The sequence below is a fragment of the Pseudomonas sp. LRP2-20 genome (genome assembly GCF_024349685.1).
Lineage (GTDB): Bacteria > Pseudomonadota > Gammaproteobacteria > Pseudomonadales > Pseudomonadaceae > Aquipseudomonas.
Map to the genome: position 1 here is coordinate 4,046,430 of NZ_AP025944.1, position 16,120 is coordinate 4,062,549.

The 16,120-nt window shown below is 63.8% G+C and carries 14 protein-coding genes; 9 read left to right on the forward strand and 5 right to left on the reverse strand.

The window, feature by feature from the left end; all coding sequences use genetic code 11:
• Positions 1-363 (reverse strand): ATP-dependent Clp protease adapter ClpS, encoded by a 363-nt coding sequence (gene clpS, locus OCX61_RS18160; protein ID WP_003251220.1) that lies wholly within the window; start codon positions 361-363, stop codon positions 1-3.
• A 230-nt stretch (positions 364-593) separates the two neighbouring features.
• Between clpS and cspD the strand changes: the two genes are divergently transcribed.
• Complete coding sequence (cspD, locus tag OCX61_RS18165; RefSeq protein WP_315973260.1) at positions 594-860, forward strand: cold shock domain-containing protein CspD; 267 nt, start codon at positions 594-596, stop codon at positions 858-860.
• Between the two features lie 72 nt (positions 861-932).
• Here cspD and icd read toward each other — a convergent pair whose 3' ends face one another.
• The gene (gene icd / locus OCX61_RS18170; RefSeq protein ID WP_261940766.1) at positions 933-2,189 is read right to left on the reverse strand and encodes an NADP-dependent isocitrate dehydrogenase; all 1,257 of its coding nucleotides are present in this window, start codon (positions 2,187-2,189) and stop codon (positions 933-935) included.
• A 466-nt stretch (positions 2,190-2,655) separates the two neighbouring features.
• Between icd and OCX61_RS18175 the strand changes: the two genes are divergently transcribed.
• From OCX61_RS18175 to OCX61_RS18210, 8 genes are all read left to right on the forward strand, one after another.
• Positions 2,656-4,881, forward strand: a complete 2,226-nt coding sequence (locus tag OCX61_RS18175; RefSeq protein WP_261940767.1) for an NADP-dependent isocitrate dehydrogenase — start codon at positions 2,656-2,658, stop codon at positions 4,879-4,881.
• Between the two features lie 203 nt (positions 4,882-5,084).
• Complete coding sequence (locus OCX61_RS18180; RefSeq protein WP_261940768.1) at positions 5,085-5,525, forward strand: NUDIX hydrolase; 441 nt, start codon at positions 5,085-5,087, stop codon at positions 5,523-5,525.
• Between the two features lie 59 nt (positions 5,526-5,584).
• Complete coding sequence (gene mnmA, locus OCX61_RS18185) at positions 5,585-6,709, forward strand: tRNA 2-thiouridine(34) synthase MnmA (RefSeq protein ID WP_261940769.1); 1,125 nt, start codon at positions 5,585-5,587, stop codon at positions 6,707-6,709.
• Positions 6,706-7,332: a high frequency lysogenization protein HflD gene (gene hflD, locus OCX61_RS18190; RefSeq protein WP_261940770.1), complete on the forward strand. Its 627-nt coding sequence runs from the start codon at positions 6,706-6,708 to the stop codon at positions 7,330-7,332. Before mnmA ends, hflD begins: the two co-directional genes overlap by 4 nt.
• A gap of 215 nt (positions 7,333-7,547) precedes the next feature.
• Entirely contained in the window at positions 7,548-8,918 is a 1,371-nt protein-coding gene (purB, locus tag OCX61_RS18195) for an adenylosuccinate lyase (RefSeq protein WP_261940771.1), read from the forward strand.
• 81 nt (positions 8,919-8,999) lie between these two features.
• On the forward strand, positions 9,000-10,166 hold the full coding sequence (locus tag OCX61_RS18200; protein ID WP_261940772.1) for a ribosomal protein uL16 3-hydroxylase: 1,167 nt from the start codon (positions 9,000-9,002) through the stop codon (positions 10,164-10,166).
• Positions 10,159-10,587 carry a GNAT family N-acetyltransferase gene (locus tag OCX61_RS18205; RefSeq protein ID WP_261940773.1) on the forward strand — a complete coding sequence of 143 codons (429 nt, stop codon included), beginning with the start codon at positions 10,159-10,161 and terminating at the stop codon, positions 10,585-10,587. Before OCX61_RS18200 ends, OCX61_RS18205 begins: the two co-directional genes overlap by 8 nt.
• A 230-nt stretch (positions 10,588-10,817) precedes the next feature.
• Positions 10,818-12,776, forward strand: a complete 1,959-nt coding sequence (locus OCX61_RS18210) for a DNA topoisomerase III (RefSeq protein WP_261940774.1) — start codon at positions 10,818-10,820, stop codon at positions 12,774-12,776.
• Positions 12,777-12,908: 132 nt separating this feature from the next.
• Here the strand turns inward: OCX61_RS18210 and OCX61_RS18215 are convergent, their stop codons facing one another.
• The 3 genes from OCX61_RS18215 to OCX61_RS18225 form a co-directional block, all read right to left on the reverse strand.
• Positions 12,909-14,006 carry an extracellular solute-binding protein gene (locus OCX61_RS18215; RefSeq protein WP_261940775.1) on the reverse strand — a complete coding sequence of 366 codons (1,098 nt, stop codon included), beginning with the start codon at positions 14,004-14,006 and terminating at the stop codon, positions 12,909-12,911.
• Positions 14,006-15,115, reverse strand: a complete 1,110-nt coding sequence (gene aguA / locus OCX61_RS18220; protein WP_261940776.1) for an agmatine deiminase — start codon at positions 15,113-15,115, stop codon at positions 14,006-14,008. The genes OCX61_RS18215 and aguA overlap by 1 nt, the downstream gene beginning before the upstream one ends.
• Before the next feature lie 93 nt (positions 15,116-15,208).
• Positions 15,209-16,096 carry a LysR substrate-binding domain-containing protein gene (locus tag OCX61_RS18225; RefSeq protein ID WP_261940777.1) on the reverse strand — a complete coding sequence of 296 codons (888 nt, stop codon included), beginning with the start codon at positions 16,094-16,096 and terminating at the stop codon, positions 15,209-15,211.
• Positions 16,097-16,120 lie beyond the last annotated feature (24 nt).

Sequence of the window (16,120 nt, forward strand, 5' to 3'; positions counted from 1 at the left end):
TTAACCGTCCTTCTCGATTTCACAGAGTAGCGGATGCTGGCTTTCCCTGGCGTATTGGTTGACCTGCATGGCCTTTGTTTCGGCGATGTCACGGGTAAACAATCCGCACACTGCCCGCCCTTCGGTATGGACGGTCAGCATGATCTTGGTCGCCAGCTCGCGGTTCAGACTGAAGAACGTTTCGAGCACTTCGACGACGAAATCCATCGGCGTGTAGTCATCGTTGAACAAAACCACCTTGTACATCGGTGGCGCCTGCAGGATCGGCTTGGCTTCCTGTACCGCAAGCCCTGAGCCGTCGTCCTCATTCGATTGCGGGCGATCCTGATTGAATGTTAGTCGAATCTCACTGGGTGCATGCATGGAAAGAATTTCATCATGAGCGTCAGGTTAAGGTTGTGGGTTGACTGCATTGGCGGCCGCTGGCGCACGCGCCACCTGACCTTGACTAACGGCAAAACGGTGTTACAACCAATAAGAACCCACCGTGGTCGATAAAGATCCGCGCAGTCAACCAGATTTTTCGCATGGTTCGTATGCGGATGAAGTGGATGATACTCCAGTGATGGAGTCCTTTGCAGAGGGACATAGGGATGGCAAGCGGTAAAGTCAAGTGGTTCAACAATGCCAAGGGCTACGGATTCATCAACGAAGAGGGAAAAACCGACGATCTGTTCGCGCACTACTCCGCGATCCAGATGGAAGGCTACAAGACCCTCAAGGCAGGTCAGTCCGTGGTGTTCGAGATCATTCAGGGCCCCAAAGGCCTGCATGCGGTCCAGATCAAGGACGCCGCCGTTGCCGCTGCCGCTGCGACCAACGCCGTAGGCCACTCCGAGGGCGAGACCGTGCAAGTCTGACCACCCTGCTCTCTGCCGGGATACGAAAGAACCGGCCGCTTCTTTAGCAGAAGCGGCCGGTTTTCAATTGACTCACATGTGCTTGATCATTTCATCGCCAAAGCCCGAACTGCTCACCAGCTTGGCACCGTCCATCAGCCGCTCGAAGTCGTAGGTCACGGTCTTGGCCGCAATCGCGCCATTGGTGCCCTTGATGATCAGGTCGGCCGCCTCGGTCCAGCCCATATGGCGCAGCATCATCTCTGCCGAGAGAATCACCGAGCCCGGGTTGACCTTGTCCTGCCCGGCGTATTTCGGCGCGGTGCCGTGGGTGGCCTCGAACATGGCCACGGTATCGGACAGGTTCGCGCCCGGCGCGATGCCGATGCCGCCCACCTCCGCCGCCAGGGCGTCGGAAAGGTAATCACCGTTGAGGTTGAGGGTGGCGATCACGTCGTACTCGGCCGGGCGCAGCAGGATCTGCTGGAGCATGGCGTCGGCGATGGCGTCCTTGACGATCACCTCGCGGCCGCTCTTGGGGTTCTTGAACTTCATCCATGGGCCGCCATCGAGCAGTTCGGCGCCGAACTCGTCGCGGGCCACTTCGTAGCCCCAATCCTTGAAGGCACCTTCGGTGAACTTCATGATGTTGCCCTTGTGCACCAGGGTCAGCGACTCGCGGTCGTTGTCCACCACGTACTGCAGGGCCTTGCGCACCAGGCGCTTGGTGCCCTCGCGGGAAACCGGCTTGACGCCGATGCCGCAGTCCTGGTCGAAGCGGATCTTGGTGACGCCCATTTCCTCCTTGAGGAACTTGATCACCTTGTTCGCCTCAGGTGAACCGGCCTTCCACTCGATACCGGCATAGATGTCCTCGGAGTTCTCGCGGAAGATCACCATGTCGACGTCGCCAGGCTTCTTCACCGGGCTTGGTACGCCCTGGAACCACAACACCGGGCGCAGGCACACATAAAGGTCGAGCTGCTGGCGCAAGGCCACGTTCAGCGAGCGGATACCGCCACCGACCGGTGTGGTCAACGGCCCCTTGATCGAAACCACGTAGTCTTTCACCGCATCCAGCGTCTCCTGGGGCAGCCAGGTGTCCTGGTCGTAGACCTGGGTGGCCTTCTCGCCGGCATACACCTCCATCCAGGCGATCTTGCGCTTGCCGCCATAGGCTTTCTGCACGGCGGCATCGACCACCTTGATCATCACGGGCGAAACATCGACGCCAATCCCGTCGCCTTCGATATAAGGAATGATGGGGTTGTCAGGAACGTTGAGCGAATGGTCTGCATTGACGGTGATCTTGGCGCCGTCGGTCGGAACCTTGATTTTCTGGTATCCCATGCTTGCACTACTCCGCTGTCGGGTGTGATTGGACATCCTGCGATCCAATGAGCCTAAACCACATCTGTCGACCTGCAAGCTGTGGGAGCGGGCTTGCCCGCGAAGAATACCCCGCCGATGGTGCGTCACTACGCCACATTGCCCCTACATCTTTGGTCTTATAAATGGCGCCGATATCACTTCGCCTTGCTGAATAGCCCAAATGGTTTGGTATACTCCGCCGCGACCGAAGGGTCACCGGGGCGAATCCCAGGAAAATGCGGACCGCCCTTGGCCATGAATGGCCGAAAAGCCTGGCCAGAAAAGTCTGGACTGTTACCGCAGCTCAGCATTGACGCTCGACTGATGCATCCACCATCACCGCTCGCAGCCTCTCGACTTTCCGCTCATGGCGTTGCCAGGGCGATGCGCCTACCCTGCGCAACACGAGACTCGAGCACGCTCAGCACACAGAGAGTTAACCCGCATGCCCACCCGTTCCAAGATCATCTATACCTTCACCGACGAAGCCCCCGCCCTCGCCACCTACTCGCTGCTGCCGATCGTCGAAGCCTTCACCGCTTCGGCTGACATCGCCGTCGAAACTCGCGACATTTCCCTGGCCGGCCGTATCCTTGCCGCCTTCCCGGAGCAACTGGGCGCAGAGAAGCAAGTAGGCGATCACCTGGCGGAACTGGGCCAGCTGGCTACCACCCCTGAAGCCAACATCATCAAGCTGCCGAACATCAGCGCCTCGGTACCGCAGCTCAAGGCCGCGATCAAGGAACTGCAAGGCAAGGGCTTCAACATCCCTGACTACGCCGACGAGCCGTCCACCGAGGCCGAGAAAGAGTCCCGCGCCCGCTACGACCGCATCAAGGGCTCCGCCGTGAACCCGGTGCTGCGCGAAGGCAACTCCGACCGCCGCGCGCCGCTGTCGGTCAAGAACTACGCCCGCAAGCACCCGCACAAGATGGGCGCCTGGGCCGCCGACTCCAAGTCGCACGTTGCCCACATGAACAACGGCGACTTCTACGGCAGCGAAAAAGCCGCGCTGATCGAAGCTGACGACAGCCTGCGCATCGAGCTGGTCGGCAAAGATGGCAGCACCACCGTGCTGAAAGCCAAGACTGCCGTCAAAGCTGCCGAAATCGTCGACTGCGCCACCATGAGCCGCAAGGCCCTGAAAGCCTTCATCGCCGAGCAGATCGCCGATGCCAAGGCCTCCGGCGTGCTGCTGTCGGTGCACCTGAAAGCCACCATGATGAAGGTTTCCGACCCGATCATGTTCGGCGTCATCGTCGAAGAATTCTACAACGACGTACTGGTCAAGCACGCTGCAGCCCTGGCTGAAGTAGGCTTCAACGCCAACAACGGCATCGGCGACCTGTACGCCCGCATCAAGGACCTGCCAGCCGACAAGCAGGCCGAAATCGAAGCCGACATCCAGGCCCTGTACGCCGAGCGTCCAGCCCTGGCCATGGTCAACTCCGACAAGGGCATCACCAACCTGCACGTGCCGAGCGACGTCATCGTCGACGCCTCGATGCCAGCGATGATCCGCGACTCGGGCAAGATGTGGAACACTGCAGGTGAACTGCAGGATGCCAAGGCGATCATCCCGGATCGCTGCTACGCCGGCATCTACCAGGCCACCATCGAAGACTGCAAGGCCAACGGCGCCTTCGACCCGACCACCATGGGCAGCGTGCCGAACGTTGGCCTGATGGCACAGAAAGCCGAAGAGTACGGCTCCCACGACAAGACCTTCCAGATCCAGGCCGACGGCGTGGTGCGCGTGGTCGATGGCAAGGGCAAGGTCGTTCTGGAGCAGAACGTCGAAGCCGGTGACATCTTCCGCATGTGCCAGACCAAAGACGCGCCGATCCAGGACTGGGTCAAGCTGGCCGTCAACCGTGCCCGCCTGAGCAACACCCCGGCGGTGTTCTGGCTGGACCCGGCCCGCGCCCACGACGGCGTGATGATCGAGAAGGTGCAGAAGTACCTGAAGGATCACGACACTACCGGCCTGGACATCCGCGTCCTGGCGCCGGTCGACGCCATCAAGTTCTCCCTGGCCCGCATCCGCGAAGGCAAGGACACCATTTCGGTGACCGGCAACGTGCTGCGCGACTACCTGACCGACCTGTTCCCGATCATGGAGCTGGGCACCAGCGCCAAGATGCTGTCGATCGTGCCGCTGATGAACGGCGGTGGCCTGTTCGAAACCGGCGCCGGTGGTTCGGCACCGAAGCACGTGCAGCAGCTGGTGGAAGAGAACTTCCTGCGTTGGGACTCGCTGGGTGAATTCCTGGCCCTGGCTGCTTCCCTGGAGCACCTGGGCAACACCTACGACAACCCGCGCGCCAAGGTCCTGGCCAACACCCTGGACCAGGCCACTGGCAAGTTCCTCGACACCAACAAGTCGCCTTCGCGCAAAGTCGGTGGTATCGACAACCGCGGCAGCCACTTCTACCTGACCCTGTACTGGGCCCAGGCCCTGGCTGCCCAGAGCGACGACGCCGCCCTGCAGGCACGCTTCGCCCCACTGGCCAAGACCCTGACCGAGAACGAGGAGACCATCGTCGCCGAGCTCAACGCCGTTCAGGGCAAGCCGGCCGACATCGGTGGCTACTACGCCCCGGATGCCGCGCTGACCGCCAAGGTGATGCGCCCAAGCCAGACCCTGAACAGCGCAATTGCTGCCCTGTAAGGTTCGCTTGATGTAACAGCACAAACCCCGGCCACGCACCGGGGTTTGTGCTTTCTGGGATTAGGGCTGCTGCGCAGCCCTTCGCGGGCAAGCCCGCTCCCACAGGAAAGGTGCAGACACCGAGACCTGCACGGTACCTGTGGGAGCGGGCTTGCCCGCGAAGGGCCGCAAAGCGGTCCCGGCAATCTGAAAGGACACCGCACATGACCTGGCAACCCCACATCACCGTCGCCACCATCGTCGAAGACCAAGGCAAGTTCCTCTTCGTCGAAGAATTCAAGGCAGGCCAGCACGTCTTCAACCAGCCCGCCGGCCACCTCGAACCCAACGAGACCCTGCCCCAGGCCGCCCTGCGCGAAACCCTGGAAGAGACCGCCTGGGAAGTCGAACTCACCGGCGTGGTCGGCATCTACCTGTATACCGCCCCGAGCAACGGCGTGACCTACCAGCGCATCTGCTTCGCCGCCCGCCCTGTGCGCCACCATGCCGACCTGGCCCTGGACAGCGACATCGTCCGCGCCGTGTGGCTGACCCGCGACGAACTGCTGGCCGACCCCGCCCGCTGGCGCAGCGAGCTGGTGCCACGCTGCCTCGATGACTACCTGAAAGGCCCGCTGCACAGCCTCGACCTGCTACGCGACTGACGCGCCGCGCCGGTTTTGATAGAATCGGCGTTTTTCCCCCTTGATACACACCGGTACCCATGACCAGCCCAGCACTCAAAGACCCCGCCAAGACCCGCGTCATCGTCGGCATGTCCGGCGGCGTGGACTCTTCCGTCTCCGCCCTTTTGCTCATGGAGCAGGGCTACCAGGTGGAAGGGCTGTTCATGAAGAACTGGGAAGAAGACGACGGCACCGAATACTGCACTGCCCGTGAAGACCTGGCCGACGCCCAGGCCGTGTGCGACCGCATCGGCATCAAGCTGCACACCGCCAACTTCGCCGCCGAATACTGGGACAACGTGTTCGAGCACTTCCTCGAGGAATACAAGGCCGGCCGCACGCCCAACCCGGACATCCTCTGCAACCGCGAAATCAAGTTCAAGGCATTCCTCGACTACGCCCTGTCGCTGGGTGCCGACCTGATCGCCACCGGCCACTACGTGCGCCGCCGCGACACCGGCGCGCTCACCGAGCTGCTCAAGGGCCTGGACCCGAACAAGGACCAGAGCTACTTCCTGCACGCCGTCGGCGGCAAGGAGATTGCCCGCACCCTGTTCCCGGTCGGCGAACTGGAAAAGCCAGAGGTCCGCGCCATCGCCGAAAAACACGGCCTGGCCACCGCCAAGAAGAAGGACTCCACCGGTATCTGCTTCATCGGCGAGCGTCGCTTCAGCGACTTCCTCAAGCAGTACCTGCCGGCCCAGCCAGGCGACATCGAGACCACTGACGGCGAAGTGATCGGCCGCCACCACGGCCTGATGTACCACACCATCGGCCAGCGCCAGGGCCTTGGTATCGGCGGCCTGAAGGACGCCGGTGACGAACCGTGGTACGTGCTGCACAAGGACCTGACCCGCAATGTGCTGGTGGTCGGCCAGGGCAACGAACACCCATGGCTGTTCTCCCGCGCCCTGCTCGCCTCGGAAATCTTCTGGGTCAACCCGATCGACCTGAGCAGCCAACGCCGCCTGACGGCCAAGGTGCGCTACCGCCAGAGTGACCAGCAGTGCACTCTGGAGCTGACCGAAACCGGCTACCGCGCCGTGTTCGACGAGCCGCAGCGCGCCGTGACCCCAGGCCAGTCGGTGGTGTTCTACGACGGTGAAGTCTGCCTGGGCGGCGGCGTGATCGAAACGGCCGAGCCGTGGAGCCCGCGCGCATGAGCAACCTGCAGGAGCAGTTGATTGCCCTGGGCGGCGTGTTCCAGGCCGCCGTGCTGGTCGACCGCATCGCCCGCACCGGCCAGGCCAGCGAAGCCAATATCGGCTGCATGCTCGGCAGCCTGCTGGTCCGCGACCCCAAGGACACCCTGGAGGTGTTCGGCGGTGACGACCTCAACCTGCGTGACGGTTATCGCGCCCTGGTCGGCGCCCTGGAGCGCGACCCCAGCAGCCTGCAGCGCGAGCCCCTGCGCTACGCCCTGTCGATGCTGGGCCTGGAGCGCCAGCTGAACAAACGCAGCGACCTGCTCGACACCATCGGCAACCGCCTGCCACAGATCCAGTCACAGGCCGACCATTTCGGCCTGGTTCACGAAAACGTCATCGCTTCCAGTGGAGCCTTGTACCAGGACACCCTGAGCACCTTGCGCCAACGCATTCAGGTGCACGGCGACATGCGCTTCCTGCAGCAGGCCAGCAACGCCTCGAAGATCCGTGCCCTGCTGCTCGCCGGCATCCGTGCCGCGCGCCTGTGGCGCCAGTTGGGCGGGCACCGCTGGCAGCTGGTGTTCAGCCGGCGCAAGCTGCTCAACGAACTGTACGACATGATGCGTTCGCCTTCCTGACGGGTGACACCCAACCCTGTGGGAGCGGGCTTGCCCGCGAAGCAGACGACTCGGTGGATGGCACCGGCTATGCCGGTGTTCGCGGGCAAGCCCGCTCCCACAGGGTCTGCCAACAGATTCAAACAGGCCCGACCTTTGGTCAGCCACCCGACCCGGGCGCAAAATTCATGTATGATATGCGCCCTTCCAAAAGCCTGACTGTCCGAGAACACCCCATGCAGCTTTCTTCGCTCACTGCGGTTTCCCCTGTAGACGGCCGTTACGCCGGCAAAACCCAGGCCTTGCGCCCCATTTTCAGCGAATTCGGCCTGATCCGTTTCCGCGCCCTGGTCGAAGTGCGCTGGCTGCAGCGCCTGGCCGCCCACCCGCAGATCGGCGAAGTGCCGGCGTTCTCCGCCGAAGCCAATGCCCTGCTGGACAGCCTGGCCACCGACTTCAAGCTCGAGCACGCCGAACGCGTCAAGGAAATCGAGCGCACCACCAACCACGACGTCAAGGCGATCGAATACCTCCTCAAGGAGCAGGCCGCCAAGCTGCCTGAGCTGGCCAAGGTCAGCGAGTTCATCCACTTCGCCTGCACCAGCGAGGACATCAACAACCTGTCCCACGCCCTGATGCTGCGCGCCGGCCGTGATGAAGTTCTGCTGCCGCTGATGCGCCAGATCGCCGACGCCATCCGCGCCCTGGCCCACGCCCACGCCGACGTGCCGATGCTGTCGCGCACCCACGGTCAGCCGGCTTCGCCGACCACCCTGGGCAAAGAGCTGGCCAACGTCGTGTACCGCCTGGAGCGCCAGATCGCCCAGGTTGCCGCCGTGCCGCTGCTGGGCAAGATCAACGGCGCCGTGGGCAACTACAACGCCCACCTGTCGGCCTACTCGCAGATCGACTGGGAAGCCAACGCCCGCGCCTTCATCGAAGACGAGCTGGGCCTGCAGTTCAACCCGTACACCACCCAGATCGAGCCGCACGACTACATCGCCGAACTGTTCGATGCGATCGCCCGCTTCAACACCATCCTCATCGACTTCGACCGCGACGTCTGGGGCTACATCTCGCTGGGCTACTTCAAGCAGAAGACCGTGGCCGGCGAAATCGGCTCGTCGACCATGCCGCACAAGGTCAACCCGATCGACTTCGAAAACTCCGAAGGCAACCTGGGTATCGCCAACGCACTGTTCCAGCACCTGGCCAGCAAGCTGCCGATCTCGCGCTGGCAGCGTGACCTGACCGACTCCACCGTGCTGCGCAACCTGGGCGTGGGCTTTGCCCACAGCGTCATCGCCTACGAAGCCAGCCTGAAAGGCATCGGCAAGCTGGAAGTCAACGAGGCCCGTATCGCCGCCGACCTGGACGCCTGCTGGGAAGTCCTCGCCGAGCCGATCCAGACCGTGATGCGCCGCTTCAACATCGAGAACCCCTACGAGAAGCTCAAGGAGCTGACCCGCGGCAAGGGCATCACGCCAGAAGCGCTGCTGACCTTCATCGACGGCCTCGACATGCCTGCCGACGCCAAGGCCGAACTGAAGCTGCTGACCCCCGCTACCTACATCGGTAACGCGGCAGCCCAGGCCAAACGCATCTAAGCTGACCGTCGCGTTCAACGCCCGGCCTGGCCGGGCGTTTTTATTCCCGGACGAAAATTACGTTTTTTCAATAGGTTGAACATGAATCCTGATACTCCACTGCAGCTGCTCGGCGGCATCTCGGCCCGCGAATTCATGCGCGACTACTGGCAGAAGAAGCCGCTGCTGGTGCGCCAGGCCTTCCCGGACTTCGAAAGCCCGATCGACCCCGACGAGCTGGCCGGCCTGGCCCTGGAAGAGGAAGTCGAGTCGCGCATCGTCCTCGAGCACGGCGCCCACCCATGGGAGCTGCGCCGCGGCCCGTTCAACGAAGACACCTTTGCCGAGCTGCCGGAGAAGGACTGGACCCTGCTGGTGCAGGCCGTCGACCAGTTCGTCCCGGAAGTTGCCGAGCTGCTGGAGCACTTCCGCTTCCTGCCAAGCTGGCGTATCGATGACGTGATGATCAGCTTCGCCACCCCGGGTGGCAGCGTCGGCCCGCACTTCGACAACTACGACGTGTTCCTGCTGCAGGGCCACGGCGAGCGCAACTGGAAGATCGGCCAGATGTGCAACAGCGACAGCCCGCTGCTGGAGCACGCCGACCTGCGCATCCTCGCCGAGTTCGAACAGAGCGGCGAGTGGACCCTGGAGCCGGGCGACATGCTCTACCTGCCACCGCGCCTGGCCCACTACGGCGTGGCCGTGGACAACTGCCTGACCTACTCGGTCGGCTTCCGCGCCCCAAGCGCCGCCGAAGTGCTGACCCACTTCACCGACTTCCTTGGCCAGTTCCTGCCAGACGAAGAGCGCTACAGCGATGCCGACGCGCAGCCTGCCAGCGACCCGCACCAGATCCAGCATGACGCCCTCGACCGCCTCAAGGCGCTCATGGACAAGCACATGAACGACAAGGACCTGCTGCTGACCTGGTTCGGCCAGTTCATGACCGAGCCGCGCTACCCGGAGCAGGTGGTCGGTGAAGAGCTGGACGAAGACGAACTGGTCGAAGCCCTGGAAGACGGCGCCATCCTGATCCGCAACCCGAGCGCCCGCATGGCCTGGTCCGAGCTTGGCGACGACCTGATGCTGTTCGCCAGCGGCCGCAGCTGCCCGCTGCCGGCCAAGCTGCGTGAACTGCTGAAGCTGGTGTGCTCGGCCGACGCGTTACACATCGACAACCTTGAGCAGTGGTTGCAGGATGAGGACGGCCTTATGCTGGTACAGCAGCTGATCAAACAAGGAAGCCTGGGATTCGCCAATGAATAAGATTCGTGTGCGCCTTGCCGACTGGCACAAGGACAACGCTGATATCCGCCGTATCCGCGAAGCCGTGTTCATTGCCGAGCAGCATGTACCGCCAGAGCTGGAATGGGATTCGGACGATCCGGGCGCCGCGCACTTCCTGGCGCTGGAAGGCGACTACCCGATCGGCACCGCTCGCCTGCTGCCTGACGGCACCATCGGCCGGGTCTCGGTGCTCAAGGACTGGCGCGGCCTGAAAGTGGGCGATGCGCTGATGAATGCAGTGATCGTCGAAGCGCAGGAGCGTGACTTGAAGCAGCAGATGCTCAGTGCACAGGTGCATGCCACGCCGTTCTACGAGCGCCTGGGCTTTCGCGTAGTCAGTGAGGAATTCCTCGAAGCCGGCATTCCGCACGTGGACATGGTGCGCGACTCGCGCGCCTGATCCTTGACCTGCACCGGCCTCTTCGCGGGCAAGCCCGCTCCCACAGTTACTCCACAGCTTCTGAAAACTGTGCGATCCCTGTGGGAGGGGGCTTGCCCGCGAAGAGGCCGGCACAGGCTGAAGACACTTCCACTGACAAAAACCTGTACATCCATCCAGATAAAACTTGCCTCCGCGCCCCCGCTTGCGCATCCTAGTGCCCATCATTCCCCGATGAAGCGTTCCCGGCCATGCGCCTGTTCCTCTGCGAAAAACCCTCCCAGGCCAAAGACATCGCCAAGGTGCTCGGTGCCAACCGCAAGGCCGACGGCTGCTGGCAGGGCACCGACGTCTGCGTGACCTGGTGCATCGGCCACCTGCTGGAAACCGCCCCACCCGACAGCTACGACGACCGCTACAAGCGCTGGAACCTGGCCGACCTGCCGATCATCCCGGAAAAGTGGAAAATGCTGGTCAAGCCCAAGACTGCCAGTCAGTTCAAGGCGGTCAAGCGCCTGCTCGGCGAAGCCCGCGAACTGGTGATCGCCACCGACGCCGACCGGGAAGGCGAAATGATCGCCCGCGAGCTGGTCGAGCACTGCCGTTACCGTGGCCCGATCCAGCGCCTGTGGCTATCGGCCCTGGACGACGCTTCGATCCGCAAGGCCCTGGCGCGCCTGCTGCCTGGCCAGGACACCTTCAACCTCTACCACTCGGCCTTGGGCCGCTCTCGCGCCGACTGGCTGATCGGCATGAACATGAGCCGGCTGTTCACCCTGCTCGGCCGCCAGTCTGGCTACCAGGGCGTACTGCCGGTGGGCCGGGTGCAGACCCCGACCCTGCGCCTGGTGGTGGACCGTGACCGCAGCATCGCCGACTTCGTACCTGTGCCGTTCTGGGCCATCGACGTACAGCTCGAAACGGCAGGGCACACTTTCAGCGCCCAGTGGCGTGCGCCGGAAGACGCCTGCGACGACCAGGGCCGCTGCCTGAACCAGGCGCTGGCCCAGCAGGCCGCTGCAGATATGAACAAGGCCGGTACTGCGCGGGTACTCAAGGTCGCCACCGAACGCGTGCGCGAGGCCGCCCCGCTGCCCTTCGACCTCGGCACCCTGCAAGAGCTGTGCTCGAAAAAGTTCGGCCTCGGCGCCCAGGAAACCCTCGACATCGCCCAGGCGCTGTACGAAACCCACAAGCTGATCACCTACCCGCGCAGCGACTGCGGCTACCTGCCCGTCAGCCAGCACGGCGAGGCCCCGGCCATCCTCGCCGCGCTGCAGCGCGCCGACACCAGCCTGGCGCCGCTGCAAGCGCACCTGGAGCCGCAACGCCGCTCACGCGCCTGGAACGACGCCAAGGTCAGCGCCCACCACGGCATCATCCCCACCGCCGCCGCCAGCGACCCGGCACGCCTGCCCGCCAAGCACAAGGCGGTCTACACGCTGATCCGTGCACGTTACCTGGCGCAGTTCCTGCCCAACCACGAATACGACCGTACCCAGGCCGAATTCGACTGCGCCGGCCATGCCCTGCGCGCAGTCGGCAAGCAGATCGTCGAGCCCGGCTGGCGCCGCGCCCTGCCCGAGGCGCTGACCCCGGCCAAGGGCCGCGAAGCCCAGCCAGCCCAGGTGCTGCCGGCCCTGCACCAAGGCCAGGACTGCAACGTGCACGGCCTGCAGCTCAAAGACCTGTGGACCCAGCCGCCCAAGCCGTTCACCGAAGGCGACCTGATCAAGGCGATGAAGAACGTTGCCAAGCTGGTGGACGACCCGCGGCTCAAGCAAAAGCTCAAGGAAACCACCGGCATCGGCACCGAAGCCACCCGTGCCAGCATCATCCAGGGCCTGCTCGACCGTGGTTATCTGGTGAAGAACGGCAAGGCGCTGTCCGCCACCCCGGCCGCGTTCAGCCTGATCGACGCCGTGCCCCGCGCCATAGCCGACCCGGGTACCACGGCAATCTGGGAGCAGGCGCTGGACATGGTGCAAAGTGGCGAGATGAGCCTGGAAGAGTTCGTCGCTCGCCAGTCGGCGTGGATGGGCAAGCTGGTGGAGCGTTGCCGCGGGATGCGCATGACCATTACCGGGCCGGCCGTTGGCAAGGCGGCACCTTGGAAGAAAAAGCGGCGCAGTACCGGGAAAGGCAAGGCCGCCGAGGGCAAACCCGCTGCCCGCAAGCCAAGGCAACCTCGGCGTAAGCCATCCAGCTGATGTGTTGCCTGTGCTGGCCTCTTCGCGGGCAAGCCCGCTCCCACAGGTCGTTACAACTTTCAGTATCTGCGCGGCACTTGTGGGAGCGGGCTTGCCCGCGAAGAGGCCAGTACAGCCATTACAAATCACCCGTCAGGTCCCACTCTTCAACCGGCTGAACGCCCGGGTCAGCTCGCGGTTGAAGGCTTTGCCATTGTCATTCTTGCCATACAACCGTGCCCGCACCTCGGCCGGCGGATAGGTCCCCGGCGCATTGCGGATCTGCGCATCCACCAGCCCATCCGCCGCCGTGATCGCATTGGCGTAATGGATGGTGTCGGTAATCGGCGCGATCACATCCGGTCGCATCAGGTAATCCACCAGCTTCCATGCAGCGTCCGGATGCGGCGCATCCTTGGGCACCACCAAAGCGTCCAACCAGATCAACGTGCCCTCCTTCGGAATGCTGTAATCCAGCGCAAACGCCTTGCCCGCCTGCTGCGCCTGCCCTTGGGCAATGGCCACGTTGCCGTTCCACGACATCGCCACGCAGGTTTCGCCATTGGCCAGGTCGTTGATGTTGCGATCATTGTCGAAGTAGCGAATGAACGGGCGTATCTTGCGCAGTTGCACCTCCGCCGCTTTCAGGTCCTCAAGACGCTGCTGATTGATGTCCAGGCCCATGTAGCGCATCACCGCGGCGAACACCTCGTTGGGGTCGTTGAGCAGGCTCACCCCGCAGTCGGCAAATTTCGCCACCACCTGCGGATCGAACAGCATCGCCCAGCTGTCCAGCGGCGCATCGCCCATGCGCGCCGTTACGGCCTGCTGCTGGTAGCCCACCCCTGTGGTGCCCCAGGCATAGGTCCCGGCATAGCGGTTGCCGGGGTCGAACAAGGCCATGTGCTGGCGAAACTCTTCGCCGACGCCCGCCAGGTGCGGCAACCTGGCCTTGTCCAGCGGCTGCAGGGCGCCGCTGGCAATCGCCCGGCTCAGGTGCTGACCGGCAGTGAGCACCACGTCGTAGCCACTGCCGCCAGTCAACAGCTTGGTCTCGGCGGTTTCCAGCGAGTCGAAGTGATCGGCAACCACACGAATGCCGGTTTCCTTCTCGAACTGGGTCAAGGTGTCGGGGGCAAGGTATTCGCCCCAGATGTACAGGTTGACGGTCGCCTGTTGTGCGTCGGCAGCCTGGGCCGCCGAGGCGGCGCAGCCCAGGGCGAGCGCAATCGTGAATGCGCTCAGCTTCATCAGCGGCGGCCTCCTGCGTATTGCGGCATGGTGATGCAGGCGACATTGCCACCTCCCAGCAGGATCTCGCGGGAGTTCTGGATACCGATGATGCGCTGATCAGGGAACAGCTCCGCCAGGGTTGCCTGGGCAATGGCGTCATTGCGGTCGCCAAACAGCGGCACGACGATGGCCGAGTTGCCCGCGTAGTAGTTGATGTACGAAGCGCAGATACGCGTGCCTGCCTCGCGCAGGTGAGTACCGTCGACCTGATCGAGCCCGGCCGCTTCTTCGGCAGTCCACTCCAGCACGTCGGGTTGCGGCAACTTGTGCACCTTCAGTTCACGGCCACGGGCATCGCGGGTACTGCGCAGGATGTCGTAGGCCTCCTGGTAGATCTCCCACTGCGGGTCGTCACGGTTGTCGGTCCATTGCAGCACCACTTCACCGGGGCGCACGAAGCAGGCCAGGTCGTCGACGTGGCCATCGGTCTCGTCGAACTTGCAACCACGCGGCAGCCAGATCACCTGCTCGGCACCCAGGTAGTCTTCAAGGCGACGCGTCACTTCGGCCTTGCCCAGGTGGGCATTGCGGTTGCGGTTGAGCAGGCACTGCTCGGTGGTCAGCAGGCTGCCCTGGCCGTCACTCTGGATGCCGCCAAGCTCGGCGATCAACGGCGCGCGGTAGCGGTCCAGGCCTTCGATCTCGAGGATCTTCTGGGCGATCTGGTCATCCTTGTCCCAGGGGTAGTAGAGGCCGCCATCTAGTCCGCCGTAGGCATTGAACTCGAAGTCCACACCCCGTACTTCGCCGCTGGTGTCATTGACCACGAAACAGGCACCGCTGTCACGGAACCAGGTGTCGTTGCAGGTCATTTCCACCACCCGCACCTGCGGCGGCAGCAGGCGCCGGGCGTTGGCGTACTGGGCAGCCGAGGCGCAGACCGTGACCGGCTCGCTGGAGGCGATGGCCGTGACGATCTCGACCCAGACCTTTTGCGCAGGCTTTGCGCCATTGCGCCAGACATCGGGGCGCTCTGGCCAGCCGAGCCAGCAGCCGGCCTTGCGCTCGAATTCGCCAGGCAGGCGGAAACCATCGGCCTTGGGAGTGGTGGTGAGCGAACGTGCCATGGGTCAACCTCGTGTCGGTGAGTGATGACTGCACGCTACGCCGCCTCGCTTGCGGCATCCAACGATGAAAACTCAGCGATAGTTGAATTCAATTCAGCTATCGCCCAGCTGTTCGATGAACCATTCAATGAAGTCAGCCACCGGCGCCCGCTCCAGGCGCAGCCGCTCGCACACCAGTGCGTACTGGCCCTGAGCCGTCACGCTGGCACTGAAGGGGCGCACCAGCCGGCCACTCTGCAGGTCGGCCTGGCAGGTCAGGTTGTCGCCCATCGCCACGCCCTGCCCCAGCAGCGCGGCCTCCAGCGCCAGCGCGGCATGGGGGAAATACAGCTGGCGGGTGGGCAAGGCGTCCTCGGCGTGGGTGGCCAGCCAGGTGGTCCAGGTACGGCCATCCTGGTCGTCGTGCAACAGGCAGTGGCGCATCAGGTCGCGCGGGCGCCTGAGGCCGCCCTGGTTGAACAGGCCGGGGCTGCACACAGGGAAGAACTGCAGCATCGGCAGCGGCCGGACGAAGTGGGTGCTGCCGTCCAGGGCGCTGGTGCCGTAAGTGATGGCGAGGTCGACGTCCAGCGCCGGGGCGCCGGCATCGATCGGCTGATCGTGCAGGTGCAGGGTGATATGCGGGTAACGGCTGCTGAAGTCGGCCAGGCGCGCGACCAGCCATTTTTGCGCAAGCTCCGCCGTTACCGCCACCCGCAGCACCGCTTGCGAAGCCGGGTCGCGCAGCTCGTCGCAGGCCTTGCCGATCAGCTCGAAGGCCTGTTGCAGGTGATGCAGCAGGCGTTCGGCTTCGGCACTTGGGCGCACCTGGCGTCCCACGCGCTCGAACAGCGTGGCGCCGAGCTGTTCCTCCAGCTGGCGAATCTGGTGGCTGACGGCGCTGTCGGTGACGCACAGCTCAGCGGCAGCGCGGCCGAAATGGCCATGGCGGGCGGCGCATTCGAAGGTGCGCAGGGCGGTCAGGGAAGGCAGGCGGCGCATTGTTGTTCCTGTCAGGGCCTAAGG